Annotated in this window: 22 protein-coding genes and 2 tRNA genes; 12 read left to right on the top strand and 12 right to left on the bottom strand. The window is 38.6% G+C overall.

What is annotated here, in order from left to right; genetic code table 11:
- Nucleotides 1-37: 37 nt before the first annotated feature.
- Nucleotides 38-277: a hypothetical protein gene (locus tag ACZ5L8_RS12025; RefSeq protein WP_464437818.1), complete on the bottom strand. Its 240-nt coding sequence runs from the start codon at nucleotides 275-277 to the stop codon at nucleotides 38-40.
- 58 nt (nucleotides 278-335) lie between these two features.
- Nucleotides 336-560, bottom strand: coding sequence for a hypothetical protein (locus ACZ5L8_RS12030; RefSeq protein WP_464437819.1), 225 nt, complete (start codon nucleotides 558-560; stop codon nucleotides 336-338).
- 132 nt (nucleotides 561-692) lie between these two features.
- Here ACZ5L8_RS12030 and ACZ5L8_RS12035 point away from each other — a divergent pair, with 132 nt between their 5' ends.
- Entirely contained in the window at nucleotides 693-1,346 is a 654-nt protein-coding gene (locus ACZ5L8_RS12035; protein ID WP_464437822.1) for a DUF2461 domain-containing protein, read from the top strand.
- Here ACZ5L8_RS12035 and ACZ5L8_RS12040 read toward each other — a convergent pair.
- The gene (locus ACZ5L8_RS12040; RefSeq protein WP_464437824.1) at nucleotides 1,343-2,575 is read right to left on the bottom strand and encodes a 3-deoxy-D-manno-octulosonic acid transferase; all 1,233 of its coding nucleotides are present in this window, start codon (nucleotides 2,573-2,575) and stop codon (nucleotides 1,343-1,345) included. The two genes, ACZ5L8_RS12035 and ACZ5L8_RS12040, sit on opposite strands and share 4 nt — an antisense overlap.
- A gap of 152 nt (nucleotides 2,576-2,727) precedes the next feature.
- Between ACZ5L8_RS12040 and ACZ5L8_RS12045 the strand changes: the two genes are divergently transcribed.
- Nucleotides 2,728-3,858, top strand: coding sequence for a DegT/DnrJ/EryC1/StrS family aminotransferase (locus ACZ5L8_RS12045; protein WP_464437828.1), 1,131 nt, complete (start codon nucleotides 2,728-2,730; stop codon nucleotides 3,856-3,858).
- Nucleotides 3,859-3,908: 50 nt separating this feature from the next.
- Here ACZ5L8_RS12045 and ACZ5L8_RS12050 read toward each other — a convergent pair whose 3' ends face one another.
- The gene (locus ACZ5L8_RS12050) at nucleotides 3,909-4,472 is read right to left on the bottom strand and encodes a nitroreductase family protein (protein WP_464437831.1); all 564 of its coding nucleotides are present in this window, start codon (nucleotides 4,470-4,472) and stop codon (nucleotides 3,909-3,911) included.
- Between the two features lie 200 nt (nucleotides 4,473-4,672).
- On the opposite strand from ACZ5L8_RS12050, the gene ACZ5L8_RS12055 reads away from it, so the two are divergent.
- Nucleotides 4,673-6,670 (top strand): OmpA family protein, encoded by a 1,998-nt coding sequence (locus tag ACZ5L8_RS12055; RefSeq protein WP_464437833.1) that lies wholly within the window; start codon nucleotides 4,673-4,675, stop codon nucleotides 6,668-6,670.
- A gap of 42 nt (nucleotides 6,671-6,712) precedes the next feature.
- On the opposite strand, the gene ACZ5L8_RS12060 is transcribed toward ACZ5L8_RS12055, so the two are convergent.
- On the bottom strand, nucleotides 6,713-9,382 hold the full coding sequence (locus tag ACZ5L8_RS12060; RefSeq protein WP_464437836.1) for an AsmA family protein: 2,670 nt from the start codon (nucleotides 9,380-9,382) through the stop codon (nucleotides 6,713-6,715).
- Nucleotides 9,379-10,056, bottom strand: coding sequence for a queuosine precursor transporter (locus ACZ5L8_RS12065; protein WP_464440953.1), 678 nt, complete (start codon nucleotides 10,054-10,056; stop codon nucleotides 9,379-9,381). Before ACZ5L8_RS12065 ends, ACZ5L8_RS12060 begins: the two co-directional genes overlap by 4 nt.
- Nucleotides 10,057-10,235: 179 nt before the next feature.
- Here ACZ5L8_RS12065 and folK point away from each other — a divergent pair, with 179 nt between their 5' ends.
- The gene (gene folK, locus ACZ5L8_RS12070; protein WP_464440954.1) at nucleotides 10,236-11,336 is read left to right on the top strand and encodes a 2-amino-4-hydroxy-6-hydroxymethyldihydropteridine diphosphokinase; all 1,101 of its coding nucleotides are present in this window, start codon (nucleotides 10,236-10,238) and stop codon (nucleotides 11,334-11,336) included.
- A 273-nt stretch (nucleotides 11,337-11,609) separates the two neighbouring features.
- Here the strand turns inward: folK and ACZ5L8_RS12075 are convergent, their stop codons facing one another.
- Nucleotides 11,610-12,188, bottom strand: a complete 579-nt coding sequence (locus tag ACZ5L8_RS12075) for an RNA methyltransferase (protein WP_464437839.1) — start codon at nucleotides 12,186-12,188, stop codon at nucleotides 11,610-11,612.
- A 104-nt stretch (nucleotides 12,189-12,292) separates the two neighbouring features.
- Between ACZ5L8_RS12075 and mutS the strand changes: the two genes are divergently transcribed.
- From mutS to ACZ5L8_RS12090, 3 genes are all read left to right on the top strand, one after another.
- On the top strand, nucleotides 12,293-14,917 hold the full coding sequence (gene mutS / locus ACZ5L8_RS12080; RefSeq protein ID WP_464437841.1) for a DNA mismatch repair protein MutS: 2,625 nt from the start codon (nucleotides 12,293-12,295) through the stop codon (nucleotides 14,915-14,917).
- 112 nt (nucleotides 14,918-15,029) lie between these two features.
- Nucleotides 15,030-15,101, top strand: a tRNA-Gly gene (locus tag ACZ5L8_RS12085).
- Between the two features lie 54 nt (nucleotides 15,102-15,155).
- Nucleotides 15,156-15,239 (top strand) — tRNA-Leu (locus ACZ5L8_RS12090).
- A gap of 59 nt (nucleotides 15,240-15,298) precedes the next feature.
- On the opposite strand, the gene ACZ5L8_RS12095 is transcribed toward ACZ5L8_RS12090, so the two are convergent.
- Both ACZ5L8_RS12095 and ACZ5L8_RS12100 read right to left on the bottom strand, forming a co-directional pair.
- Nucleotides 15,299-16,054 carry an SOS response-associated peptidase family protein gene (locus tag ACZ5L8_RS12095; protein ID WP_464437844.1) on the bottom strand — a complete coding sequence of 252 codons (756 nt, stop codon included), beginning with the start codon at nucleotides 16,052-16,054 and terminating at the stop codon, nucleotides 15,299-15,301.
- Between the two features lie 168 nt (nucleotides 16,055-16,222).
- Nucleotides 16,223-16,849 (bottom strand): thioredoxin family protein, encoded by a 627-nt coding sequence (locus tag ACZ5L8_RS12100; protein WP_464437846.1) that lies wholly within the window; start codon nucleotides 16,847-16,849, stop codon nucleotides 16,223-16,225.
- A gap of 55 nt (nucleotides 16,850-16,904) precedes the next feature.
- Here ACZ5L8_RS12100 and ACZ5L8_RS12105 point away from each other — a divergent pair, with 55 nt between their 5' ends.
- The 3 genes from ACZ5L8_RS12105 to ACZ5L8_RS12115 are packed head-to-tail and all read left to right on the top strand — an operon-like array spanning nucleotide 16,905 to nucleotide 18,691.
- Nucleotides 16,905-17,489: a DNA-3-methyladenine glycosylase I gene (locus ACZ5L8_RS12105; RefSeq protein WP_464437848.1), complete on the top strand. Its 585-nt coding sequence runs from the start codon at nucleotides 16,905-16,907 to the stop codon at nucleotides 17,487-17,489.
- Nucleotides 17,479-18,033: a hypothetical protein gene (locus tag ACZ5L8_RS12110; protein WP_464437850.1), complete on the top strand. Its 555-nt coding sequence runs from the start codon at nucleotides 17,479-17,481 to the stop codon at nucleotides 18,031-18,033. The genes ACZ5L8_RS12105 and ACZ5L8_RS12110 overlap by 11 nt, the downstream gene beginning before the upstream one ends.
- Complete coding sequence (locus ACZ5L8_RS12115) at nucleotides 18,014-18,691, top strand: DUF2490 domain-containing protein (protein WP_464437852.1); 678 nt, start codon at nucleotides 18,014-18,016, stop codon at nucleotides 18,689-18,691. The genes ACZ5L8_RS12110 and ACZ5L8_RS12115 overlap by 20 nt, the downstream gene beginning before the upstream one ends.
- On the opposite strand, the gene aat is transcribed toward ACZ5L8_RS12115, so the two are convergent.
- The 3 genes from aat to ACZ5L8_RS12130 form a co-directional block, all read right to left on the bottom strand.
- The gene (aat, locus tag ACZ5L8_RS12120; RefSeq protein WP_464437854.1) at nucleotides 18,688-19,335 is read right to left on the bottom strand and encodes a leucyl/phenylalanyl-tRNA--protein transferase; all 648 of its coding nucleotides are present in this window, start codon (nucleotides 19,333-19,335) and stop codon (nucleotides 18,688-18,690) included. The two genes, ACZ5L8_RS12115 and aat, sit on opposite strands and share 4 nt — an antisense overlap.
- 255 nt (nucleotides 19,336-19,590) lie before the next feature.
- A complete protein-coding gene (locus ACZ5L8_RS12125) occupies nucleotides 19,591-19,968 on the bottom strand; it encodes a DUF3127 domain-containing protein (RefSeq protein ID WP_464437855.1) in 378 nt (125 codons plus the stop codon).
- 29 nt (nucleotides 19,969-19,997) lie between these two features.
- Complete coding sequence (locus ACZ5L8_RS12130; protein WP_462600388.1) at nucleotides 19,998-20,873, bottom strand: flavin reductase family protein; 876 nt, start codon at nucleotides 20,871-20,873, stop codon at nucleotides 19,998-20,000.
- Nucleotides 20,874-20,982: 109 nt separating this feature from the next.
- Between ACZ5L8_RS12130 and ACZ5L8_RS12135 the strand changes: the two genes are divergently transcribed.
- Nucleotides 20,983-22,149, top strand: coding sequence for a sensor histidine kinase (locus ACZ5L8_RS12135; protein ID WP_464437858.1), 1,167 nt, complete (start codon nucleotides 20,983-20,985; stop codon nucleotides 22,147-22,149).
- A complete protein-coding gene (locus ACZ5L8_RS12140) occupies nucleotides 22,146-22,727 on the top strand; it encodes an NUDIX domain-containing protein (RefSeq protein ID WP_464437859.1) in 582 nt (193 codons plus the stop codon). The genes ACZ5L8_RS12135 and ACZ5L8_RS12140 overlap by 4 nt, the downstream gene beginning before the upstream one ends.
- Nucleotides 22,728-22,773: the final 46 nt, after the last annotated feature.

Genomic DNA, 22,773 nt, shown 5'->3' on the forward strand with positions numbered 1-22,773 from the left:
GGATTATTAGGGGGCTTTAAAAAGGGGTACTTTACTTTTATTTATTATCCTCTTCTACTTTGATCTTAGTTTCGCCGTCTTCTTCTTTAATTTTCACCTCTTTATTTTCGGTTTCCATTTTGAGTTTACTTTCGTCTCCGTCAGTTTTCTCTTTGATCTCGGCGCCGTTAGATTCCATTTCTTCGATTAACTTTTCTTTCTCGCTTTGTTCTCTACATGAAGTAAGAGAAAAAGAAAGTGTCATGATCAGTAATCCTATTTTAAAATATGTTTTCATAGCTGTTATATTTTTATAATCCCTTTTCATAGCAATTTTTTAGGGCCAAAAAAATACCTTAGTTATCGTCACCTATATTGTCGATCTCTTGATTGATCTCTTTGTTTACTTCTTGATCAACTTTCTTAGCGGTACGTTCAAGAATTCCTTCATTATCTGCTTCCTTCTCTACTTCTACCTCTTTTATCACGGTGGTGGTTGTTTCCTTAGGCTCTTCTCTACAAGAAGTTAAGCTTACCGCTGAAATCATTACAACTAGTGCTGCAAAAATTGTTTTTTTCATTTTTCAATTATTTATATGGCAAATGTAATAGCATAAAGTTTATCTATTGTAATTTTGATTTGTAAAGTATTCATAAATAATGCAAATAAATCGTTAAATATCAATGCTTAACGATTAAAAACTAGCGAGATAATGGACTGGAAGGAACTTTTTGACTTTCTAAATGAGCTGCAAGAGAACAATAATAAAGAGTGGATGGATGAGAATAGAAAGCGCTATAAAAAGGTTAGAGATTCTTTCATTAAATGGCTAGAGACCATAGATCTTAAACTTGCTAAAGTTGATCCTAATTACACACATACAGACGCACGCAAAGCTTTAAACAGAATAAACAACAATCTACTTTATCATCCTAATAAGCCTATTTATAAGGATCATTTTGGCGCAGGCCTAGACCAAGTTTCTAAGCAAGGTGATTTTTACATACAGATAGGTGTAAACAACAGCATTCTTGCTGGCGGCTATTACAAACCCGGTTCTAAGATCTTAAAAAGTATCCGGGAGGCGATAGATTATAATGGTGAAGATCTCAAGAAGATACTCAATAAAAAGTCTTTTAAAGACACCTTTGAATTTATTGACGATGGCGATAGTCTTGTAACCGCGCCAAAAGGCTTCACACAAGAACATGAGCACATAGATCTATTGCGCATGAAAACCTTTGCCGCCATGCACACTTTAACGCCAGAGCGCATTATGCAACCAGATTTTGATGAGCATGTGGTAGAAGTTTATAAGAAGATGTTGCCGTTTAGAAAATACCTCAATCAGGCGACAACGGTTTAAGCCAGATAGTCCAGAATTGCGCGAGTTGCGCCAGTGTTTGAAGCAACAAAATGCCCAGAGATCATCCCGGTTTGTTCTCTAAATTTTCTATCATCAACTAAGCGTGTTAATATTTCTTTCGCTTCCGCGGAAGAGCTTACTGTATAAAGTCCGGCGAGGGATCTAAGTCGTATCGCCTCAGGAAATTTCTGGATATTTTCACCTGTGATGATAGGCAAACCAAAAGTCGCTGCTTCCAATATATTATGTAATCCTGTAGTTCCTGCAGCTCCACCCACATGCGCAATGTCTGCATAATGATACGCTCTACCTAAAAATCCCACAGTATCCAGAATAAAGAAAGTCGCGAGAGATAAGTTTTGTCCATCTTTCGCTGAAAAGCGTACAACAGAATCTCCTAGTTTTGCCATCAGACTCTTGATCTTCTCTTCTTTGATCTCATGAGGCGCAATGATGACTTTTACATCATGAGCCCCGCAATCATTTAAAAATTCAATGAGAAGTTCTTCATCTTCTGGCCAAGTGCTTCCACAAACAAGGGTTGTTTTTCCAGCGGTGAATTCTTCAAGAAAATCAACTTTATTATCCATTTCCAGCTGTCGCGAAACTCGATCAAATCGTGTATCTCCACTAATTACAGCATTTTCAAAACCTAAACTATTTAGATTCTCTAGCGATGATCTATCCTGTAAAAAGAAATATTCAAAGGAATTTAACGCCTCTTTCATAAAACCGCCATACCATTTAAAAAACTGCTGACTTTCTCTAAAAACTCCCGATATAAGAAATGTTCTTATGCTTTTCGCTTTAAGCGAAAACAACAAATTGGGCCAAAATTCATACTTCACAAAAAACACGAGTTCTGGATGAACAAGCTCTAAAAATCGGGCTGCATTCTTAGGCGTATCTATTGGCAAATACGTCACCACATCAGCAAGATTATTTTTGATCTTATTGTTGTAGCCAGACGGCGAAAAAAAAGTAACCAGAATTTTATGCGCAGGATATTTTTTCTTGACTTCAGTGATTACAGGAACAGCCTGCTCGTATTCGCCAAGTGAAGCTGTATGAAACCAAATAACTTTATCTATGGGTTTGATCTGCGCTTCTAAAGTTTTAAAAACATCCTTTCTTCCCTGCACAAAATCGTGCATTTTATCACTCATTTTACCGGTGAGCGGCAGGACTTTTTCAAAGGCTTTTATGGCAAGGGAATAAATGCTTCGCATGTGGCAAAATTAGGCTTTTCACTATAATAAAAACTGCCTTGGCAATAGCGGGTTATTTTGTAATTTTGATCACTGTACACCATATTCTACAAATCAAGCCCAATATGGTTTTATGAAGTTGACAATTAAGTTTTTGGGCTCAATATTTTCAGATGAAAAAAATACAAATGGTTGACCTTGTAGGTCAATATGCAAGCATAAAAGATCAAATAAACACTTCTTTTAACGAAGTTCTGGAGAATGCCGCTTTTATTAACGGTCCAGAAGTTCAAAATTTTCAAAAAGAGCTTGAGACGTATCTTGATGTAAAAAATGTGATCCCATGCGCAAATGGTACAGACGCATTGCAAATCGCGATGATGGGTCTAGGTCTTAAACCTGGCGACGAAGTGATCACTGCAGATTTTACTTTTGCCGCAACGGTAGAGGTGATCGCACTTTTACAACTTACACCTGTGCTTATAGACGTTGATCCGGTTTCTTTTAATATTGATATTGAGGCTATAAAAAATGCTATTACGCCGAACACAAAAGCGATCGTTCCTGTGCATCTTTTTGGGCAACCGGCAAATATGGATGAGATCATGGCTGTTGCAAAAGAGCACGATCTTTATGTAATAGAAGATAATGCACAAGGTATTGGCGCTAATTATCAACATGCAGACGGTTCTAAATCAAAAACTGGGACCATAGGCCATGTTGCTAGCACCTCATTTTTCCCTTCTAAGAACTTGGGCTGCTATGGTGATGGTGGAGCGATCTTCACAAATGATGATGAGCTTGCGCACACCATTAGAGGTATCGTAAACCACGGTATGTACGAGCGCTACCATCACGATGTTGTGGGTGTAAACAGTAGACTAGATTCTTTGCAAGCTGCGGTTTTAAGAGCAAAACTTCCACACCTTGATACGTATAATGAGAAGCGTAGGGCTTCCGCCAAAAAATATACTGAGCGTTTAAAAGATCATCCTAATATTATTACTCCTGAGATTTTAGGAGAAGAAGACAGTCATGTTTTTCACCAATACACTTTAGTACTTAAAGACACAGATCGTGACGCATTAGTAAAACATCTTAACGCTGAAGGCATCCCATGCGGAGTGTATTACCCTATCCCATTGCACTTGCAAAAAGCATACAAGGATGAGCGCTATAATGAAGCAGATTTTACAGTTACAAATAGACTTTGTAAAGAAGTGATCTCGCTTCCTATGCACACAGAGCTTGATGATGAGCAAATAGACTTTATTACAAAAAAAATCCTTGAATTTTTAGGATAAATTCAAGGATCAAGATTTTCGCCGAAAGGCAAAAGATGCAGCGTGTGATCTTACACCCACTCTATTTTATCATCTATTGAGCCTCTTTTGCCTTTGGGTTTTTCGATATCATAATAACCTAGATAGAAAAAGCCCAGACATTTTTCGCCAGGAGCGAGTTTAAGAAAATCTCCCATTTCAGACATCAATCCCGGTGAGCTCCAATAAGATCCCAGATCAAGCGAACTTGCCATAAGCCACATGTTTTGCACGGCCATTGATACGGCTGCAACTTCTTCCCATTCTGGCAAACTTTCTTTAGGATCGCGTTGCATACAGATGGCGATCACAGCTCCAGACATTGTAGGTTTTGAGGTGAGTTTCTTCATTTTAAAGTCAGAAAACTTATCTGCAGGTGTTGTTTTTGTGTACGCTTCCGCGAAAGCGTCACTCAAAGAATTTAGCGCGTCATCCATAAAGATTTTAAATCTCCACGGCTCTGTTTTCTTGTGCGTAGGCGCCCAGTTTGCCGCCTCAAGTAGCCTATGAATGATCTCTTTTTCTATAGGTTCATCAAGATATTGCTCAGGATAGATGGATCTACGGCCTTTAATATGGTCAAAAAGGTGTTTCATAACGTTAGTTTTAGTAAATATAAAAAAGTAAAACTTTCCGCGCCAGTTGTGGCTTTGCGTTTATTTGAAATAAAAAAGCACATGTGAAAAATAGGGGGTTTTCCCCCATTCTTGCGTTAAAATTATAAGGTGTAGATTTTGAAAACTTCCTTTTCATATATTTGGCCTTTAATTGACTCATCTTTAAGCCCATAAACCTAATGAGAATTATCTCTAGATTATTTCTGGTTATAATCCTGGCATTTTCTTATTCTACCTCATCTTTTGCACAAAATAAAGACTTAGAGAAGGCGAATAAAAAGTTTAAGCAATATGCTTTTATCGATGCGCAACGCATCTATCTAAAACTCGCTGAAGAAGGCGAGACTTCTCCAGAACTTTTTAGAAAACTAGGAGATTCGTACTACTTTAATGGCCTTTATGAAGAAGGCGCAAAATGGTATGGAAAGCTTGTAGAACTTTATCCAGAAGAAACCGAACCTGAATATTACTTTAGATACGCACAGACTTTAAAAGCGACTAAAGACTACGATCGATCTGATAAGATCATGGAGAAATTCATGGCACTAAAAGGCGAAGATCTTAGAGCTGATCTCTTTGAAGAAGAGCCAGATTATCTAGAAGGTATAAGTTATACTGACAGCGAATATGATGTTGAGAACTTAAGATGGATGAACTCCCGTTTTTCTGATTTTGGAACCACCATCTATGAGAACCAATTGGTTTTTGCATCCTCACGTGACACTGGTAATTATTCTAAAAAAATACACACTTGGAATTACGAGCCATTTCTAGATTTTTATGCCGCGCCCATAGATCAAGAAACCGGTGATATAGGAAAACCTGAAAAGTTTTTAAAAGACCTCAACACGCCGTTTCATGAATCTTCAGCGGTTTTTACTGCAGACGGTAACCGAGTATATTTTACAAGAAACAATTACAACCACGGTGTAAAAAGAAAAGACGCAGGCGGGACCACGCGTCTTAAGATCTACACTGCCGTGAAAAGAGGTAATGGTTGGAGCTCTGAAAAAGAACTTCCCTTTAGCAGCGATGAGTATTCGATCTCTCACCCGGCTTTAAGTCCAGATGGCAAGAAACTCTATTTCTCATCTGATATGGAAGGAAGTCTTGGCTTATCTGACATCTGGTATGTAGATATCATTGGTGAAGACGAGTACGGCGAACCTCAAAATCTTGGAAATACAGTTAACACAGAAGGAAGAGAGAATTTCCCATTTTTAAGTAAAAAAGGAAATCTTTATTTCTCATCAGATGGTCGTCCGGGCTTGGGTGGTCTTGATGTTTATGTCGCTGCAAAAGACAAGAATGGCAACATCTCTTATGTTATCAATTTAGGTAAGCCAGTAAACAGTCCGCAGGATGATTTTGCCTTTATCGTTGATGAGTTCCAAAACAAAGGCTATTTCTCATCTAATCGCAACTTTGGTATGGGAAGCGATGATATTTTCAGTTTTACTCGCGAACCAAAACCTGAACCTGTTTGCAACACGATACTTGATATTGTTGTAAAAGATAGCGAGACGCTAGAACCTTTACCTAATGCAACTGTGGTTCTAATGGATGGCAACGCAAGTGTACAGCAAACCTTAAAGGTTGATGCAAACGGAAAAGTACGAATAACTACAGATTGTAATGTTGAGAAAATAGTGAGAGCAGACGAGCCAGAATACTTCTCTGCTGAGGAGCACGTTGTCACGAAAAGAAATAATGAGATAAAAGAAGTTGAACTTTTACTTGATCCTAGAATTACAAGAGTGAATGAAGGTGATGACCTCGCAAAACTGCTAGAACTGAAACCTATTTACTTTGATTTTGATAGATTCAACATTAGACCAGATGCAGCTATCGAACTTGTAAAAGTTATTGCTGTGATGGAAACAAATCCAGGTATGGTGGTTGAAATTAGATCACATACTGATAGCCGCGGTAATGATAGATACAACCTTATCCTTTCAGATAAAAGGGCAAGATCTACCGCAGATTATATTGTAAGTCGCGGTATAGAACGTGAGCGAATCTCTGGTATAGGTTTTGGCGAAAGCCAATTAATAAATGAGTGCAGCAACGGTGTAGATTGTACTGAAGAAGAGCATCAATTAAACCGTAGATCTGAGTTTATTGTAACAAGCATAAGTGGCGAGCAATTAAAATCCACCCCGCCTCAAGAAGATTAAAGAGATTAAAAAAGGGAGCTAAATTTTAGCTCCCTTTTTTATTTAATTCCCTGTGGAATCTTGCTTCTTCTTATTCCTATTAAGCAAGCCTCCTAGTACATCTTTTACGATCTTTTGAGTTGTTTGCGTTTGCGACAGCGTGTCTTTCTTTTGAGTAGAACCGCTGGTTTGTGTGGTGTCTGTCGTGGTCTTATTACCAAGTAATTTACCTAAAGCTTCTGTAACTTTTTCTTCGCCCTTTTGCTTAAGTTGATCTTTTTGATTTGCAACGATGTTCTGCGTAAGTTCTGTAACGGCCTGTTGTGTATTCACAGCTACCTTAGGACTATTCAAATTCCCCGAAATACTTACAGGCAATTCTACCGTGAATTTATCAAGATCAATATTATTGAGCTGCGCTAATGTTCCGCCAACTTTACTTCCTAAATATTTACCAGGAAGATCAAGCGCTAGATTATAATTCATCTCATTTTGCAAACTATGAGAACCGCTTACCTTAATGTTGATGCCTTTTACATTAAAGTCAAAGGGCTTCACACTTACAAGGCCATCGTTAAAAGTGAGATTTGCTTTAAGCTTACTAAGATCTAGCTTATCTAGATTTATAAAATCTAGTTTGCTATCAAGAAGTGCCATGAGCGGCATTTTATCTTTTTCAATTTCTGCGGTAAGCAATTGCGCAAAAGCATCACCAGCGATACTTGTAAGCACTGGCGTAAGATCATTATTAAGACTACCCTTTAAGTTTATCGTAGTGTTTAGCGCTCCTTGCAGTGCTTTTGCAATTGGCGCAAGACCTTGCAATAATTCAAGACCTTCAAAAGATTGATCAATATCTATATCGCTAAGATTAAGCTGCATCCCAAAAGTAGGAACATCACTCTTTGTACTCACATTACCGTTAAGAGCGATTTTACCACCAAAAATATCAGACTGAATATTTGTAATTGTCGCCGCCTCATCTTTAACACTTAAACTACCAGACGCATTATTAAGCACAAGATCATCGTAGATCACTTTATTTGCTTTAAAGCTCAACTCGGCATCCAGAAACGAAGGGATCTTTATTGCTTCATCGCCGGTCGTCACTTCTTTTGTGCCACTAGCAGTGCTTTCATCTTTAACGGTCTTAGTTTCTGCAACCATAAAATCATTAAGATTTATAGTATTGCTGTTTACCGTAAAACGTCCTTGCAGATCTTTATCTGAAACTATAAACGGAATAAGATTATCTATCTTCCCGGCAGCTTGCAAATCTGTGTTCCCTATTTGCGCTTGCATGGTATTTAGCGTGATCGTCCCGGGATTAAAAGTAATATCAGCCTCAGCGATACTTAGCGGTTTTGGCAATTCTGGCGAAGCATAATTAAAGTCTTTTAAGTTGGCTTTACCCGTAGTTTTGATATTTTCATAGCGCTCTTTTTCTACGCTTTCCATATCAAAATTCGCCGTCATATCTACATTCAGCATTCCGTTGAAATCTTGATCTAATTCTAATGGATACGCCTTCTCAAGATTTGCGAGATTCAATCTACCTTTTAATGCAAGATCGATCAGCGGATTTGTTGTAAGTCTATCAATACGACCATTTGCAGCAAATACATCTTGATCAATCTTAAAAGTCACATTACCTAATCGCAAATATGTATCATCTACAAGACCAGTTTCGTTCATTACCTGTGCATCAATCACAATATTTTCAACTCGTTTAGGCAGATCTGGATATTTAAATGCAGCGTTGTTTGAAGCAATACTTATATCTAGCGTTGGGATATGTTCTTCATCAACTTTTCCTTTAATTATACCGCTTACGCGGAAATCGCCTGTAGTCTCTACACCATCCAAATTCTTTGCATACGTCTCTGGAATTATGGCAAGAAAATTCTTAAAATCACTATCTGGCGTTTTAAATGAAAGGTCTATGTCATTATCGTTTTCATTCACTTGCACCCAACCTTCAAAAACTAATGGCAACTGATTTACAAAAGCTTCATTTTCTTTAAAAGTATAGCGCTGATTCTCTAGGTCCATTTCAAAATCTGCATCTAGCTTTAAGGTGTGCCCATTTAAATAATTCTCGCCATCAATATCTAGTGAAGCAATACCTTCAGTATGTGTTTCAAGATTTGAAATATCTGCGGCAAAATCACCCGTTCCTTCGTGGTTTACTTCAGTGAGTCTGATGAATGTATTTGTACTTTCATCCAGATAATTCACGCGGCTATTATTGATCTCGTAATGTTGCATATCAAATTGAAATCCTCCCGTAGTATCTTTCGCGGAAGCGACATCTGCTTGCTCTGCATCGCTTTTTATAGCAATGTCATAATTGGCCTGACCTGTGCTGTCTACTTTAATATTTATGAGCGCATCATTAAGAATAAATTGATCAATTTTAATAGGCGCATTACCACCTTTAAAGAGTTGCTTTATCCCCATATCCAGTCGCAGCTCTGCTCCTTTTGCCAGTGTATCGCCCTCAAAAGGTGCTTTATTTACCACACTAAAATCCTTCACCGTCAGCGCCGCCTGCGGAAAACTCTTAAACAAACTAAGGTCTAATTCTTCCCAAGTTACCGTGGCGTTGAGGTTTTTATTGATCGTCTTTTTTAGCAGATCCTCAAGCTGACCTCTAAATAAAACAGGCGCAAGGATCAATCCTATGATGAGTACCACGAGTATGATGCCCACGATTTTAAATATCTTTTTCATATAGTTTCTTTTTCAACTTGTGATTGAAATTCAATTTTAAGTTCTTCTCCGGCTTTAAGGCCAAACCATCTTCTAAACCCAAAAACTCCGGCGTATAAAAATGGCGTGTCGCAAGCCGCAATGAGCACTTTAAACAAAAATCCAGAAATTAATAATCCGGTAAAAAGCTCCCATTCTATCTTACCAAAACTGCATAAAAGCAACAGCACGGTCGCTGTATCTACAAACTGACTCAAGAAGGTTGAGAAATTGTTACGCAGCCAGAGGTGCTTACCTTTTGTCAACTTCTTCCAGAAATGAAACAATTGTATATCCAGGTATTGTGCAAAAAGATACGCCAGCATTGAAGCCAAAACCGCGATAGCCGTCGCGCCAAAAACTGTAGTAAATAACGAATCATCAATGGGCGACCATCCCGTGGCCGGCACTTTATCAGCAACCGTAACGATAAGCAATGAGAAGAACGACGCAAAAACTCCAGCGGTTACAACCTGATTTGCCCTTTTCTTACCATAGATCTCGCTTATAAGATCTGTGATCAAAAATGTGATGGGATACGGCAGTATACCTACAGAGATCTCAAAAGTGTACCCAAAGAAATCCCAGTAAAAGAACTTCTGAAAAATAAGGTTAGACACAACAAGAGAGCAAATAAACAGCGCTCCTAAGATCATATAAATTATAAATGCCCACTTAGCATCTTTCTGTGTTCGTGGGAGTTGCTCCAAAGCCTTTATTTTAACGGTTTTCAATCACTCAAAATTAGAAGTTTGTCCATATGTTTTACTTAAATTGCTCTTAAAATATCTCAAGCAAAATCGCTATCAATTCCTTAAAAAACACATACTTATCACTGGGCAGCAATCTAGGAGACCCGTTTGAAAATCTTCAAACTGCCATTGATCTTATTTTTAAGAAAGCAGGATTTATAAAAAAGATCTCTCCTGTTTACGCAACACCTGCGTGGGGATTTGAAGGCAACGATTTTCTCAATTGTGCAGTGCAGGTAAGCACTAGGCTTTCGCCAAAAGAACTTCTCGCAGCTTGTTTATCTATCGAGCAAAAGATGGGTCGCGATCGCAACGATCAGGTAAAAACCTATCAAAACAGGCCTATTGATATCGATATTGTTTTCTATGAAGACGAGATCATGAATGATGAAGCATTGACGCTTCCACATCCTTTGATGCAAAAACGAGGTTTTGTCTTGTTACCGCTCAATGACATTGCGTCAAAGGTTAAACATCCCGTTTTAAATAAAGAAGTTCATGAGCTTGTTGCGGTTTGTGAAGATTTGGCTGCAGCCAAAAAAATAAACAGATGGCTTAAAGATCCTGCAGCAGGATTAGATTTTAATGCATTTGATTTTCTTACCATTGAAGGAAATATAGGCGCCGGGAAGACCACATTATCTACCATGATCGCTGAAGATTTTGACGGAAAGTTGATCTTAGAACGCTTTAAAGACAATCCTTTTTTACCCAAGTTTTATAAGGATCAATCGCGATATGCATTCCCGCTAGAAATGTCTTTTTTAGCTGATAGATATCAACAACTACTAGATGATCTGGGGCAGTATGATCTTTTTAAGAATTTCATGATCTCAGATTATGACAGTCACAAATCGCTGATCTTTGCCCGAGTTACACTTAATGAAGACGAATATAATTTGTACAAGAAGCTTCACAGTATTATGTACAAAGAAATTCAGCAGCCAGATCTTTATATCTATTTGCATCAAGACACTGAGCGTCTTCTGCAAAACATCAAAAAACGCGGCAGGGATTATGAGAAAGACATTAGCCCAGAATATCTAGAGAAGATCAATTCTGGATACATGAATTATATCAAATCTAAGGTTGGTAAAAAGTTCAAGATCATTGATGTGTCTGACCTTAACTTTGTAGAAAACAGAACAGATTACCTCAATATTCTTGAGATGATCTGTGAGTAGTAAGTTGGGCTTAAATAGTCTTAAAGACAAACAGAATCAGCAAAGCGATTGCTCCTATTACTAATCCCATTAAAAGTCCTAACCGCTTCCCGTAACGTTCTCCTATTCTATAAGAAGGATAATCAAATTTAGGTTTCATCTAGTTGGATATTTAAATTGGTCGAAGTAAAGGTGCTTTATATATTTTATTATTACAGGTTAATAATTGCCAATTAAGATAGGTTTAATATAATTTTTAGAAATTAAACCGACTTATATTATTTTTAAAAATAATTATCTACTCATTTTTGAAAATAAATCCCAAGTCACAACACCTACACTTACTGAAATATTAAGCGAATGTTTTGTGCCAATTTGTGGTATTTCAATCACTTGATCAGATAGATCCACAACATCTTGCGCAACACCCTTCACTTCATTACCAAAAACGATAGCATATTCTGCTTCAGGATCGATCTTAAAATCATTTAACATCACAGCACCTTCGGTCTGCTCGATTGAAAGTACTTGCACATTTTGCCGTTTCAAATTATTAACGACCTCTGCTGTGCTTTTATTATGTTCCCACTCAACGGTTTCGGTAGCGCCCAGCGCTGTTTTAGTAATATCTTTATGTGGCGGTTGCGCTGTGATCCCACACAGATAGATCTTTTTTATTAAAAATGCATCAGCCGTTCTAAACACAGAACCCACATTATTAAGGCTTCGCACATTATCTAGCACAATAGAAATGGGCGTTTTTCTTGCCTCAGTAAATTCTTCAACCGTCTTTCTCTCTAGTTCGCTATTCTTAAGTTTTCTATCTCTCATGGCGGCAAAATTAATGTATCTATTCTCAAAAATCGGTGGCATTTCTCTAGCAATTTACTGTTGAAAAAAATCAATAAGTCATTCGCTTTCGCGAAAGCTACTCCTACCTCATTTTGTAAATTAGTGCACTAAGAATCTGGGCAAAAATGGGAGCAAAAAAAGCAAAGAAAGTCACGCCGCTAATGCAGCAATACAACAGCATCAAGGCAAAATATCCTGATGCGATGTTGCTCTTTAGAGTGGGTGATTTTTATGAAACCTTTGGTGAAGATGCAGTAAAAGCATCACAGATTCTAGGTATTGTACAAACTAATCGTAACAACGGAAGCGAGCGTACAGAACTTGCAGGTTTTCCGCATCATTCTTTAAACACCTATTTACCAAAACTTGTAAAAGCCGGTTGCCGTGTTGCTATTTGTGATCAGCTAGAAGATCCTAAAGCGACTAAAAGCATTGTAAAACGAGGCGTTACAGAACTTGTAACTCCTGGCGTTGCGCTAAACGACGAAGTTCTTCACAGCAAACACAACAACTTTTTAGCGGCTGTACATTATGGCAAGAAACAACTTGGCGTTTCTTTTCTTGATGTTTCTACTGGTGAGTTTCTTACCGCTCAAGGCAATAAAGACCATATTGATAAATTGCTACAAAATTTCGCGCCCAGCGAAATCCTGATCAGTAAATCTTGCAAAAAGAGTTTTAAAGACGATTTTGTGTCAGATATGCACGTTTTCTATCTAGAAGATTGGGTGTATCAAGTAGATTATGCATACGAGTCTTTAAACAAACATTTCAACACAAAATCACTTAAAGGCTTTGGTGTAGATCATCTGGAAGAAGGCGTGATCGCCTCTGGTGCGATCTTACATTACCTTAGCGAGACACAGCATAAAAACCTGCAACATATCTCTTCTATAAGTCGTATCGCTGAAGAATCTTATGTGTGGATGGATCGCTTTACCGTGCGCAACTTAGAATTGTATCAAGGCACGAGCCATCAATCTATCACGCTTCTTGATGTGATAGATAAGACCATCTCGCCAATGGGCGGACGCTTGTTAAAGCGTTGGTTAGCGCTTCCGCTAAAAGATATCGCACCCATAAAACAGCGACACGAGGTTGTTCAGTTTTTGCTTGATGAACAAGACATCTGGCAAAAATTTACTGGTCACATAAAGAAAATGGGCGATGTAGAACGTCTTATTTCTAAAGTGGCGACAACTAAGATCTGCCCTAGAGAAGTCATTCAACTTAAGAATTCTCTAGAAGCGATGACACCCATAAAATCTATCGCTCAAGAAACGAATAATGAAGCTTTACAAATTTTGGGCGAAAGCCTAAACACCTTAGAGCATCTAAGAGCAAAGATTAAAGAAACGCTTAATGAAGAAGCGCCGGTAAATATTTTAAAAGGGCAAACCATTGCTACTGGCTTTCATGATGAACTTGATGAGTTAAGAGGTCTTGCACACACGAGCAAAGATTATCTTGACAAAATGCTGCAGCGAGAAACCGAAAGAACGGGAATTACTTCGCTTAAGATCGCTTCTAATAATGTTTTTGGGTACTATATCGAGGTGCGAAACACGCATAGAGATAAAGTACCAGAAGAGTGGATACGCAAGCAAACGCTTGTAAATGCAGAGCGTTACATCACTGAAGAACTTAAGGAATATGAGTCTAAGATCTTAGGCGCAGAAGAACGCATTTTAGCGATAGAGCAGCAACTTTTTGGCCAACTGGTAAATTGGATGACGCAATTTATCGAGCAGGTGCAAGCTAATGCACAAACTATCGCAAAATTAGATTGCTTGTGCTCTTTTGCCTGTCTTGCTAAAGAAAACGGTTACACTAAACCAGAAATGGATGAATCGTTTGACCTTGACATAAAAGATGGTCGTCATCCTGTGATCGAAAAACAACTTCCGCTGGGTGAGGCTTATATCACAAATGATGTGTATCTAGATCGCGATAATCAACAGACCATCATGATCACTGGGCCAAACATGTCTGGTAAGTCGGCTATTTTGAGGCAAACCGCGCTTATCGTTCTACTTGCACAGATGGGAAGTTTTGTTCCGGCGAAAGCCGCAAGAATAGGCACTGTAGATAAGATCTTTACGCGCGTGGGTGCCAGCGATAATATCTCGATGGGCGAATCTACTTTTATGGTAGAGATGAACGAGACCGCAAATATCCTGAACAATATTTCTGATCGTAGCCTTGTGCTTCTTGACGAGATAGGCCGTGGAACCAGCACATATGACGGGATCTCTATAGCATGGGCGATCAGTGAATATTTACACGAGCATCCTGCAAGACCAAAAACGCTTTTTGCAACGCATTACCATGAACTTAATGAGATGTGCGAAACCTTTGAGCGCATCAAGAATTACAATGTTTCTGTAAAAGAGCTTAAGGACAATGTGCTTTTCTTGCGCAAACTTGTGCCTGGAGGTAGCGCGCATAGCTTTGGTATCCATGTAGCAAAAATGGCCGGAATGCCACAACAAGTGCTTCACAGAGCAAATAAAATGCTACAACATCTAGAAAAATCGCATGCAAATGAAGATACTCAAGATGCGTTGAAAAATGCCTCTGAAGATGAGATGCAACTAAGCTTTTTTAATCTAGACGATCCCTTGCTTGAAGAAATCAAAGAAGAAATACTTCATACTGATATAGATACGCTCACGCCTGTGGAAGCGCTCATGAAACTTAATGAGATAAAACGTATGCTCATACGCAGCAAGAAAAGCAATGTGAGCTAGTGTTTTGCTTACGCGAAAAAAAATCTGACAGAATTTTTGCAAAAAAATGTTTGCAGATTATAGAATTCTTGTAAATTTGCATCCGCATTAAACGATAGGTATTAATGTTAATGCGAAAGTAGCTCAGGGGTAGAGCATCACCTTGCCAAGGTGAGGGTCGCGGGTTCAAATCCCGTCTTTCGCTCTGAGCCTTCTAAGCAAATGTTTGGAAGGTTTTTTATTTTGAAATTGAAGTCCGGCTCGGGTGGTGGAATTGGTAGACACGTTGGACTTAAAATCCAATGGCCATTAGGCCGTACGGGTTCAAGTCCCGTCCCGAGTACAAAAGCCTTTTTGCAAATGCAAAGAGGCTTTTTACATTTCATAAGATTCCTTTGATACTTAAAGCGTTTCAGAGCATAAGTTAAGCTCTGGGCAATCTACAGCTTCTATCGCATCTGGTTTATTGTACGCTTTGTTGTCGCTTATTTGATCGCTCACCGCATGCACGTTCAGTCTATCCTTAGAAAAACCATTGTTTAAAAGCGTTTGCAGCTGTTGTGGAGTAGTTTTGGCTTCAAGCCACATCTTTATATACACTGGATCAATTATTAACGGCAGATACTCCATTTTAAATTGATTTTTAAAAAATCGCTGACTAGGATTTTCACCATCCACCGGAGTAACGATCAGGCTGCATGTATACATATCTTTTGCAACTTGCGTGTACACCCCAACAAAACAGAACAACTTTCGATGTTCTTTGTAGAGGTAAACTGGTTGCGCAACTTCATTGATGATCAAATGTTCAAAAAAACCATCTGCAAGAATAAGACATCTGCGCTGCTGCATTCCGTCTTTTAGGAGTTCGTCATTAAACAGATCATCTTTCTTGATGTTAGACAATCTGTGTTCAAAATGCATCTCCTCGCCTTCAGCTAAACCTTTAATGTTCTTTTCTGGCAAAAGCGTCCAGGTCGCGGGTAAGACTTCGTTGAGATTATCTCCCTTTATGATAAAGAGATTTTGGCCTGTGTCAGCACTTCTGTGAAAATAAGACTCGTAGTCTTGAATCTTATTTATGTCTAGAGAAAATGAATTAAATAACTGTTGTTTAATCTGTAATTCTGACTTTGCTAAACTTAATTTATAGCACATATAATGTATTGAAAAGTATTAAAGGTAATCGATAAGTGTAAACTTTTATCGAAACAAGTGTACTTTTTACATTTTTTAGCTAATCTATTAAACTTAGTAAAACTAAATTACCGGAAACAATCAAAATCAGCAATTTGAGCTAACGATCTTAAACTTTCAAAAAGTAAATCAATTGAAAGCAGATAGAATATCGATCAATTCTGCGGCTATGGTTTTGCCTTTATCTTTGTTATACCACTGCTGAATTTCCTCTCTAAATTCTGCTGTGATATTACCGTGTTCTGCTTTAAAATCTTCAAACATTTGTTGCAAAATCGCCGGTCTAGAACCCCAAATGGTAACGATCTTCCCTGTTTCCTTCTCTTGAATGATCAGCTTTGGTATTGAGTGAATACCATTTACAGCCACAGCATCCATAATTTCAGGATGGTCGTCACGTAGAATAACGCGCAGATCAATTTTGGCGCAAGCCTGAGCAATACTATTCATCACCGCTACAGATGGTGGCGCATCACCACACCAACTCTCTGTGATCACCGTGAAATTATACTCGGTTTTCAGATTTTCAAGAACCGCCTTTTGCTCATCTGTGAGTTTAAAAACCTTATCCCAGCGCTTCATCCTTCTGTGATTTAACACAGTATATTCGGCATACGATTCTGGCGGATTATGACCAGTGCTGGTAAATGTTTCGGCATGTTTTTTTACAAGCACATGATACTCAGCATACGTCATACCATCTGCAAAAGCTGCCGCGATCTGCTCCTGAATTTCTAATAAATTATGATGCTCCATCTTTCTTTTTCTCTGCTTTCAAAAGTATATCTTTAACCTATAAAAGCATGAAAAAATGACAAAGCACAGGTGTGGATGGTGCGTGGGCGACCCGTTGTATGAGGCGTATCACGACACAGAATGGGGCGTACCAGTTAAAGACGACAAGACGTTGTTTGAGTTTTTAATTCTTGAGACTTTTCAGGCGGGATTAAGCTGGATCACGATCTTGAGAAAAAGAGAAAACTTCAGAACTGCTTTTGATGATTTTGACTACAAAAAGATCGCTAAATACGACGAAGACAAGATTCAAGAATTGCTTGCCAATCCTGGCATCATTCGCAATAAATTAAAAGTGCGCGCGGCGGTTACAAACGCTCAAGCTTTTATGAAAATCCAAGAAGAATACGGCAGTTTCTCAAAATACATCTGGAGCTTTGTAGATCACAAACCCATTCAAAATGCGGTGGCGTTTTATAAAGAAGCTCCCGCCACCACCGCCCTGAGCGACAAATTGAGCAAAGATCTCAAGAAAAAAGGATTCAAATTTGTGGGCTCAACGGTGGTTTATGCGCACATGCAAGCCACTGGCATGGTCAATGATCATGAGGTTAATTGTTTTCGCTATAGCGAAATAAAAGCTGCCGCAAGTGAAGCTTAGATTACTATTCATAGGGTTAATCTTTCCTTTTTTGGCTTTAAGCCAAAACACAAAAAACGAGGTAGAAAAACGCATAAATGCTGAAGAAATGCCAGCACCTGCGCTAGCATTGCTACAAGAAATGCCCATTGAAAATCGCGTTAAATATTATTTTGAAAGCGACGGCGACAATGAAAGTTTTGAGGCAAAATTTAAATTCAACAAACACAAATACAGTGTAGAATTTTCTACCTCTGGCGAACTGCAGGATATAGAGATCGCTTATGATCTTGATGAGATTGACCCACAGATCGCGGGCTTAATTGAGCAAGATCTTAAAGCAAGATTTGAGCGCCATAAGATCGAAAAACTACAGAAACAATTCTCCTCAACGCTGTGGCAGCAGGCATTCTCATCACAAAATCCAGATGGTTACGAACTGATCGTGGCTACTAAAAACAAGGAAAACAAACTCTCAAATCTAGAAATTACTTACGATAAGAATGGCAATTTTGTTAACTCCAGAAAAGTATTAAGACGCTCGTATGACTTTATTCTCTTCTAGATTTTTTTGGCTCTTTTTATTTTTTGCAACCGTTTGTCAAGCACAAACAGATGTATATTTTCAACCAGAAATATCTGTAAATCACAGCCCAAAAAACAGATGGTCATTTAATTTTCAACTCGCAAATCGCAATCTTGTGATTAAAGATGGAGCGCATTTTCTAGAGGCGCAACAATTAGAATTTTCACATTTTACCAGTTATGAAAGCGGCTTTTACAGTAAGGTAAGTCTGGGCGTGATGTATCGCAATAAAGACTGGTTCAACCCAGAAAATAGCGATGAATACAGAGTTACAGAACAATATAGCTTTGCAAAAAAATACAACGCTTTGCGCCTTAGCCACAGATTGCGCACAGAGCAGCGATATTACACAGGCAACACGGTTTACCGCGGCAGATATCGATTTGCAGCAGACTTCCCGCTGCAGGGCGCTTCTCTTAATCACAAAGAATTTTATGGCAGTTTAAGCGCAGAGGTTTTGTATAGCCTTTCGGCGAAAATGAGTCCAGAACTTGATCAGCGATTTACAACAACGCTAGGAAAGCAAATCACAGAGCAATTAAAATTACAACTAGGCCTTGAGTACCGTTTTGAGAATTATTTAAACGAAAAAAGTGAACGGATCTTAATTAGCACATCTGCGATCTACAAGATCTAAACTAGCGATGCTAAAAATTCCTCTCGGGAAATTTCTTGTGCTCCCATACTTTCAAGATGCGAAGTATAGACTTGGCAGTCGATCAACTTGTAATCTTGTTTTTGTAGCTTTCGCGAAAGCGCTATTAACGCGACTTTGCTTGCATTGCTCATTTTAGCAAACATACTCTCGCCACAGAACACTTTATTTTCTGGGAGGTCAACACCGTATAATCCACCTACTAATTCATCGTCAAACCACACCTCAACGCTTTGCGCATGCCCTTTTTCATGAAGATCTACATACGCCTGAAGCATCTCATCTGTGATCCAAGTGCCGGCTTGACCATCTCTTTTAATGCGGCGACAATTGAGAATCACTTCTAAAAAATGAGTATTAAAAGTCACTTTAAAATAATCATCTCTAAGAATTTTGCGCATAGATTTTGAGACTTTTACCTCATCAGGATAAAGCACCATTCTAGGATCTGGCGACCACCATAAGATCGGTTCGCCATCGCTGTACCACGGAAAAATCCCACTTTTATAAGCTTGCAAAAGTCTATTTACACTAAGATCACCGCCAAAAGCTAACAAACCATCATCGTCTGCATCTGCCGGCGACGGGAAGCTAATATCTGAATGATGAAGGCGATAAATAGGCATTTGTTACTTGATCTTTAATCTGTTAAAAGTAAAATTATGGTAGCGTTTTAGAATTTTTTTATTGAAATTTAAAGTAACCTATTTAAAATAATTTTTGTTCATCATTGCTTTTTTTAGTTATTGAATGGGTTAACCTAAAACCAATTAAAAAGCTTTTTTGCTTACGCAAAAGAGCTTTTTTCTTTTTCTAAACCTTGAGAACAAAAAAGCCCGAAGATATTCTCATTCGGGCTGGTAATTCTTGTCTTATTATTCTTAGAATGGTAGATCGTCGTGATCTTCATCATTAAAGTCTGATGCTGGCTCAAACTGATCTGCTGGTGGCACAGGTGGCATACCTTGCCCAGAACCGCCTTGTTGCACAGCTTCTATTCGCCATCCTTGAATGCTGTTAAAGTATTTAGTCTCGCCTTGTGGGCTTACCCATTCTCTACCGCGAAGGTTGATCCCTACTTTTACCGTTTGCCCTACTTGAAAGCTATCAAGCAAATCTGTTTTGTCTTGTACAAATTCAATATTTAAAAATTGAGGATACTGTTCTTCTGTAGTGATCACTAATTCGCGTTTGCGAAAACCATTACTTCCAAAGCTTTGCGTTTCTCCTTTTACCTTGATCTTTCCTTGTACTTCCATTATCTTCTTTTCTTAATTATAATCTTGTTTTATTTTTTTGCCATGAGCAACATCCATGCATCGGCAATTCTATCTTCATGTAAATATTCTTGAGCGCGACGGTGTACACGTTGTCTATCTCCAGTAGCTACCATATCAAGTTCTTCCCATTTTTCTTTCATGAACTCTTTGATCGCTTCTTCTTCTGGCAGGCTTTCTACATTACCTAATTTACCCAGATCATTACCGGTTAAGATCGTGCTTAATCGTATCTCATCAGGGATCTTATCTACACCTATTCCTAAATTATATAAAGGTTTTGGCACTTCAAACATTCCTTGATTAGCACGTGTGTACCAGTTACCGCCCATGCGCGCAACTTGATCAATTTTATGTTGATCTATATTTTTCTCATCGTCTAGCACAGCTTCATCAATGTGCATTTTTACAACCTCACAAATAATAAGATTTCCTGCTCCGCCTTCATCACCCATAGAGATCACATCTCTTACTTTGCACTCCATTTGCACAGGAGATTCTTTCACTCGGTAAGGCTTCACGATATCTGATTTTACTTTATTTAAACCAGATTTTACAAACTCATCAACACCTTGAGCATACTCTGTACTAGAAAGCGACATTTGCTGTACAATACTGTAATTTACAATATTAACCACAACTTCGCCAGTATCTTTTATGTTTTGCAAGGTGTGTTTTGTCGTGTTGTTACGCACGCGTCTCGCCACCGAAAAAACTAAAATAGGCGGATTTGCACTAAAGCAATTAAAAAAGCTATACGGAGACAAATTTGCATTACCCTGAAGATCTACAGTGCTCGCAAAACATATAGGTCGCGGACCTACAGATCCTAACAAATAGTGATGAATTCTGCCGGTAGAAACTTCTTTGGGGTCTATTGTCAACATGGTGTCTGAACTTTTGGCAAAGGTAATCATATGATGACGTACTTTAAACGGCTAGGCAAACAATAATTTGCTTAGAAATTCATTATTTTACATGAAATAAGGAAACACAATGAAGTTTCGTCCAGGCCAGCGATTCTCGCGATGGTTTATCATAATCTCGGCAATTATCATTACAGGATTGATCCTGTGGAATGTCTCTATTTTCTTCGATCATCTCAAGAAATCAGAGCGTGACCGCATGGAAATTTGGGCCTCGTCTTTAAAGGCTTTGAATGAAATTCCGCTAGAGGGTGACTTTACCGCAAATAATGATCTCATTGGGCTTATAAGCCAAAAAAACACCTCCATACCCATTATTGTTACAGACGGTCAAGGAACGATCATCAATCACCTTAACATTCCTCAAGAAACTTTAAAAGACTCTCTGAAAGTACGTCACTTACTTAAAGAAATGGCTGCTGAAAATGCTCCTGTTCCTATTCAGGTTTTTGAAGATGAAACGCAGATGGCATTTTACAGCGATTCTACGATTATCACGCAATTAGTATTTTTTCCAGTGGCGCTCATAATTGTAATGGTACTTTTTGCCGCAGTGATCTATTTTGTGTACACCTCATCAAAGGCTAGTGAGCAAAACCTGCTTTGGGCTGGTATGGCAAAAGAAACCGCGCATCAAATCGGCACACCGTTGTCTTCTCTCGTGGGGTGGACAGAGATCCTTAAGACCGAAAATGTAGATCCAGATTACATCGACGAGATCAATAAAGACATTGATAGGTTAAAGACCATCACAGGTCGTTTTAGCAAAATAGGCAGTATTCCTGTTTTAAAGCAACATGATATTATTCATGAAACGCAAACCACCTTTGAATATCTCGCAAAGCGAAGCTCTAAACTGGTGAAGTTTAATATAGACGTGCCACAAGGAGAATTGCAGGTGATGCTCAATCATGAGTTGTACAGCTGGACGATAGAAAACCTTGTGAAAAACGGCATAGATGCCATGAAAGGAAAAGGCACCATCTCTATCGTGATCAAACGCGATACCCGCAATGCGCTTATCCAAGTATCTGACACCGGTAAGGGAATCCCGAAAAAGAATTTTAAAAAGGTTTTTGAGCCAGGTTATACTACCAAAACACGTGGCTGGGGCTTAGGCTTATCTCTCGCAAAACGTATTATAGACAAATACCACAACGGGAATATAAAAGTCTTAAAAAGCGAGCAAGGCAAAGGAAGCACATTTCAGGTTTCTTTAAAATTAATTGAACAATGACGTATCAAATAAAGAACATAAAAGAAGAGATCCTCGCAGACGATTGGGTACCGCTTAAAAAATTGATGTTTGACTATCAAAACATGGATGGCTCCTGGAATCACATGGACAGAGAAGCCTATTGCAGACCTAATGCTGTTGCTTGCCTACTTTATAACACAGTAAAAAAGACCGTGATCCTCACGCAGCAATTCAGGATGCCGGTGTATTTATCAAACAAAGATGACGCTTTTATTCTTGAGGCTTGCGCCGGAATTCTAGAAGATGAAACTGCAGAAGGAGCCATGTTGCGAGAGATCGAGGAAGAAACAGGTTATCATTTGGCTGCAGCCAAAAAAATCTACGAAGTATATAGCAGTCCTGGTGCAATGACAGAAAAAGTCTATGGTTTCGTAGCCTCGTACCGTGACGAAGATAAAAAGTCCAAAGGCGGCGGACTCGCCGAAGAAAACGAAGACATCAAAGTAGTAGAATTTACCTTTGATGAAATCAAAAAAATGATGCAAGAAAATCGCATCAAAGACGCAAAAACACTGCTGTTATTGCAATATGCAGCTCTCAATATTTTTGAGAATTAACAATTCTTATAAATAAAGTACGTTTTACTTAAGCTAATTTTATCCT

The sequence above is a fragment of the Leeuwenhoekiella obamensis genome, assembly GCF_055391795.1.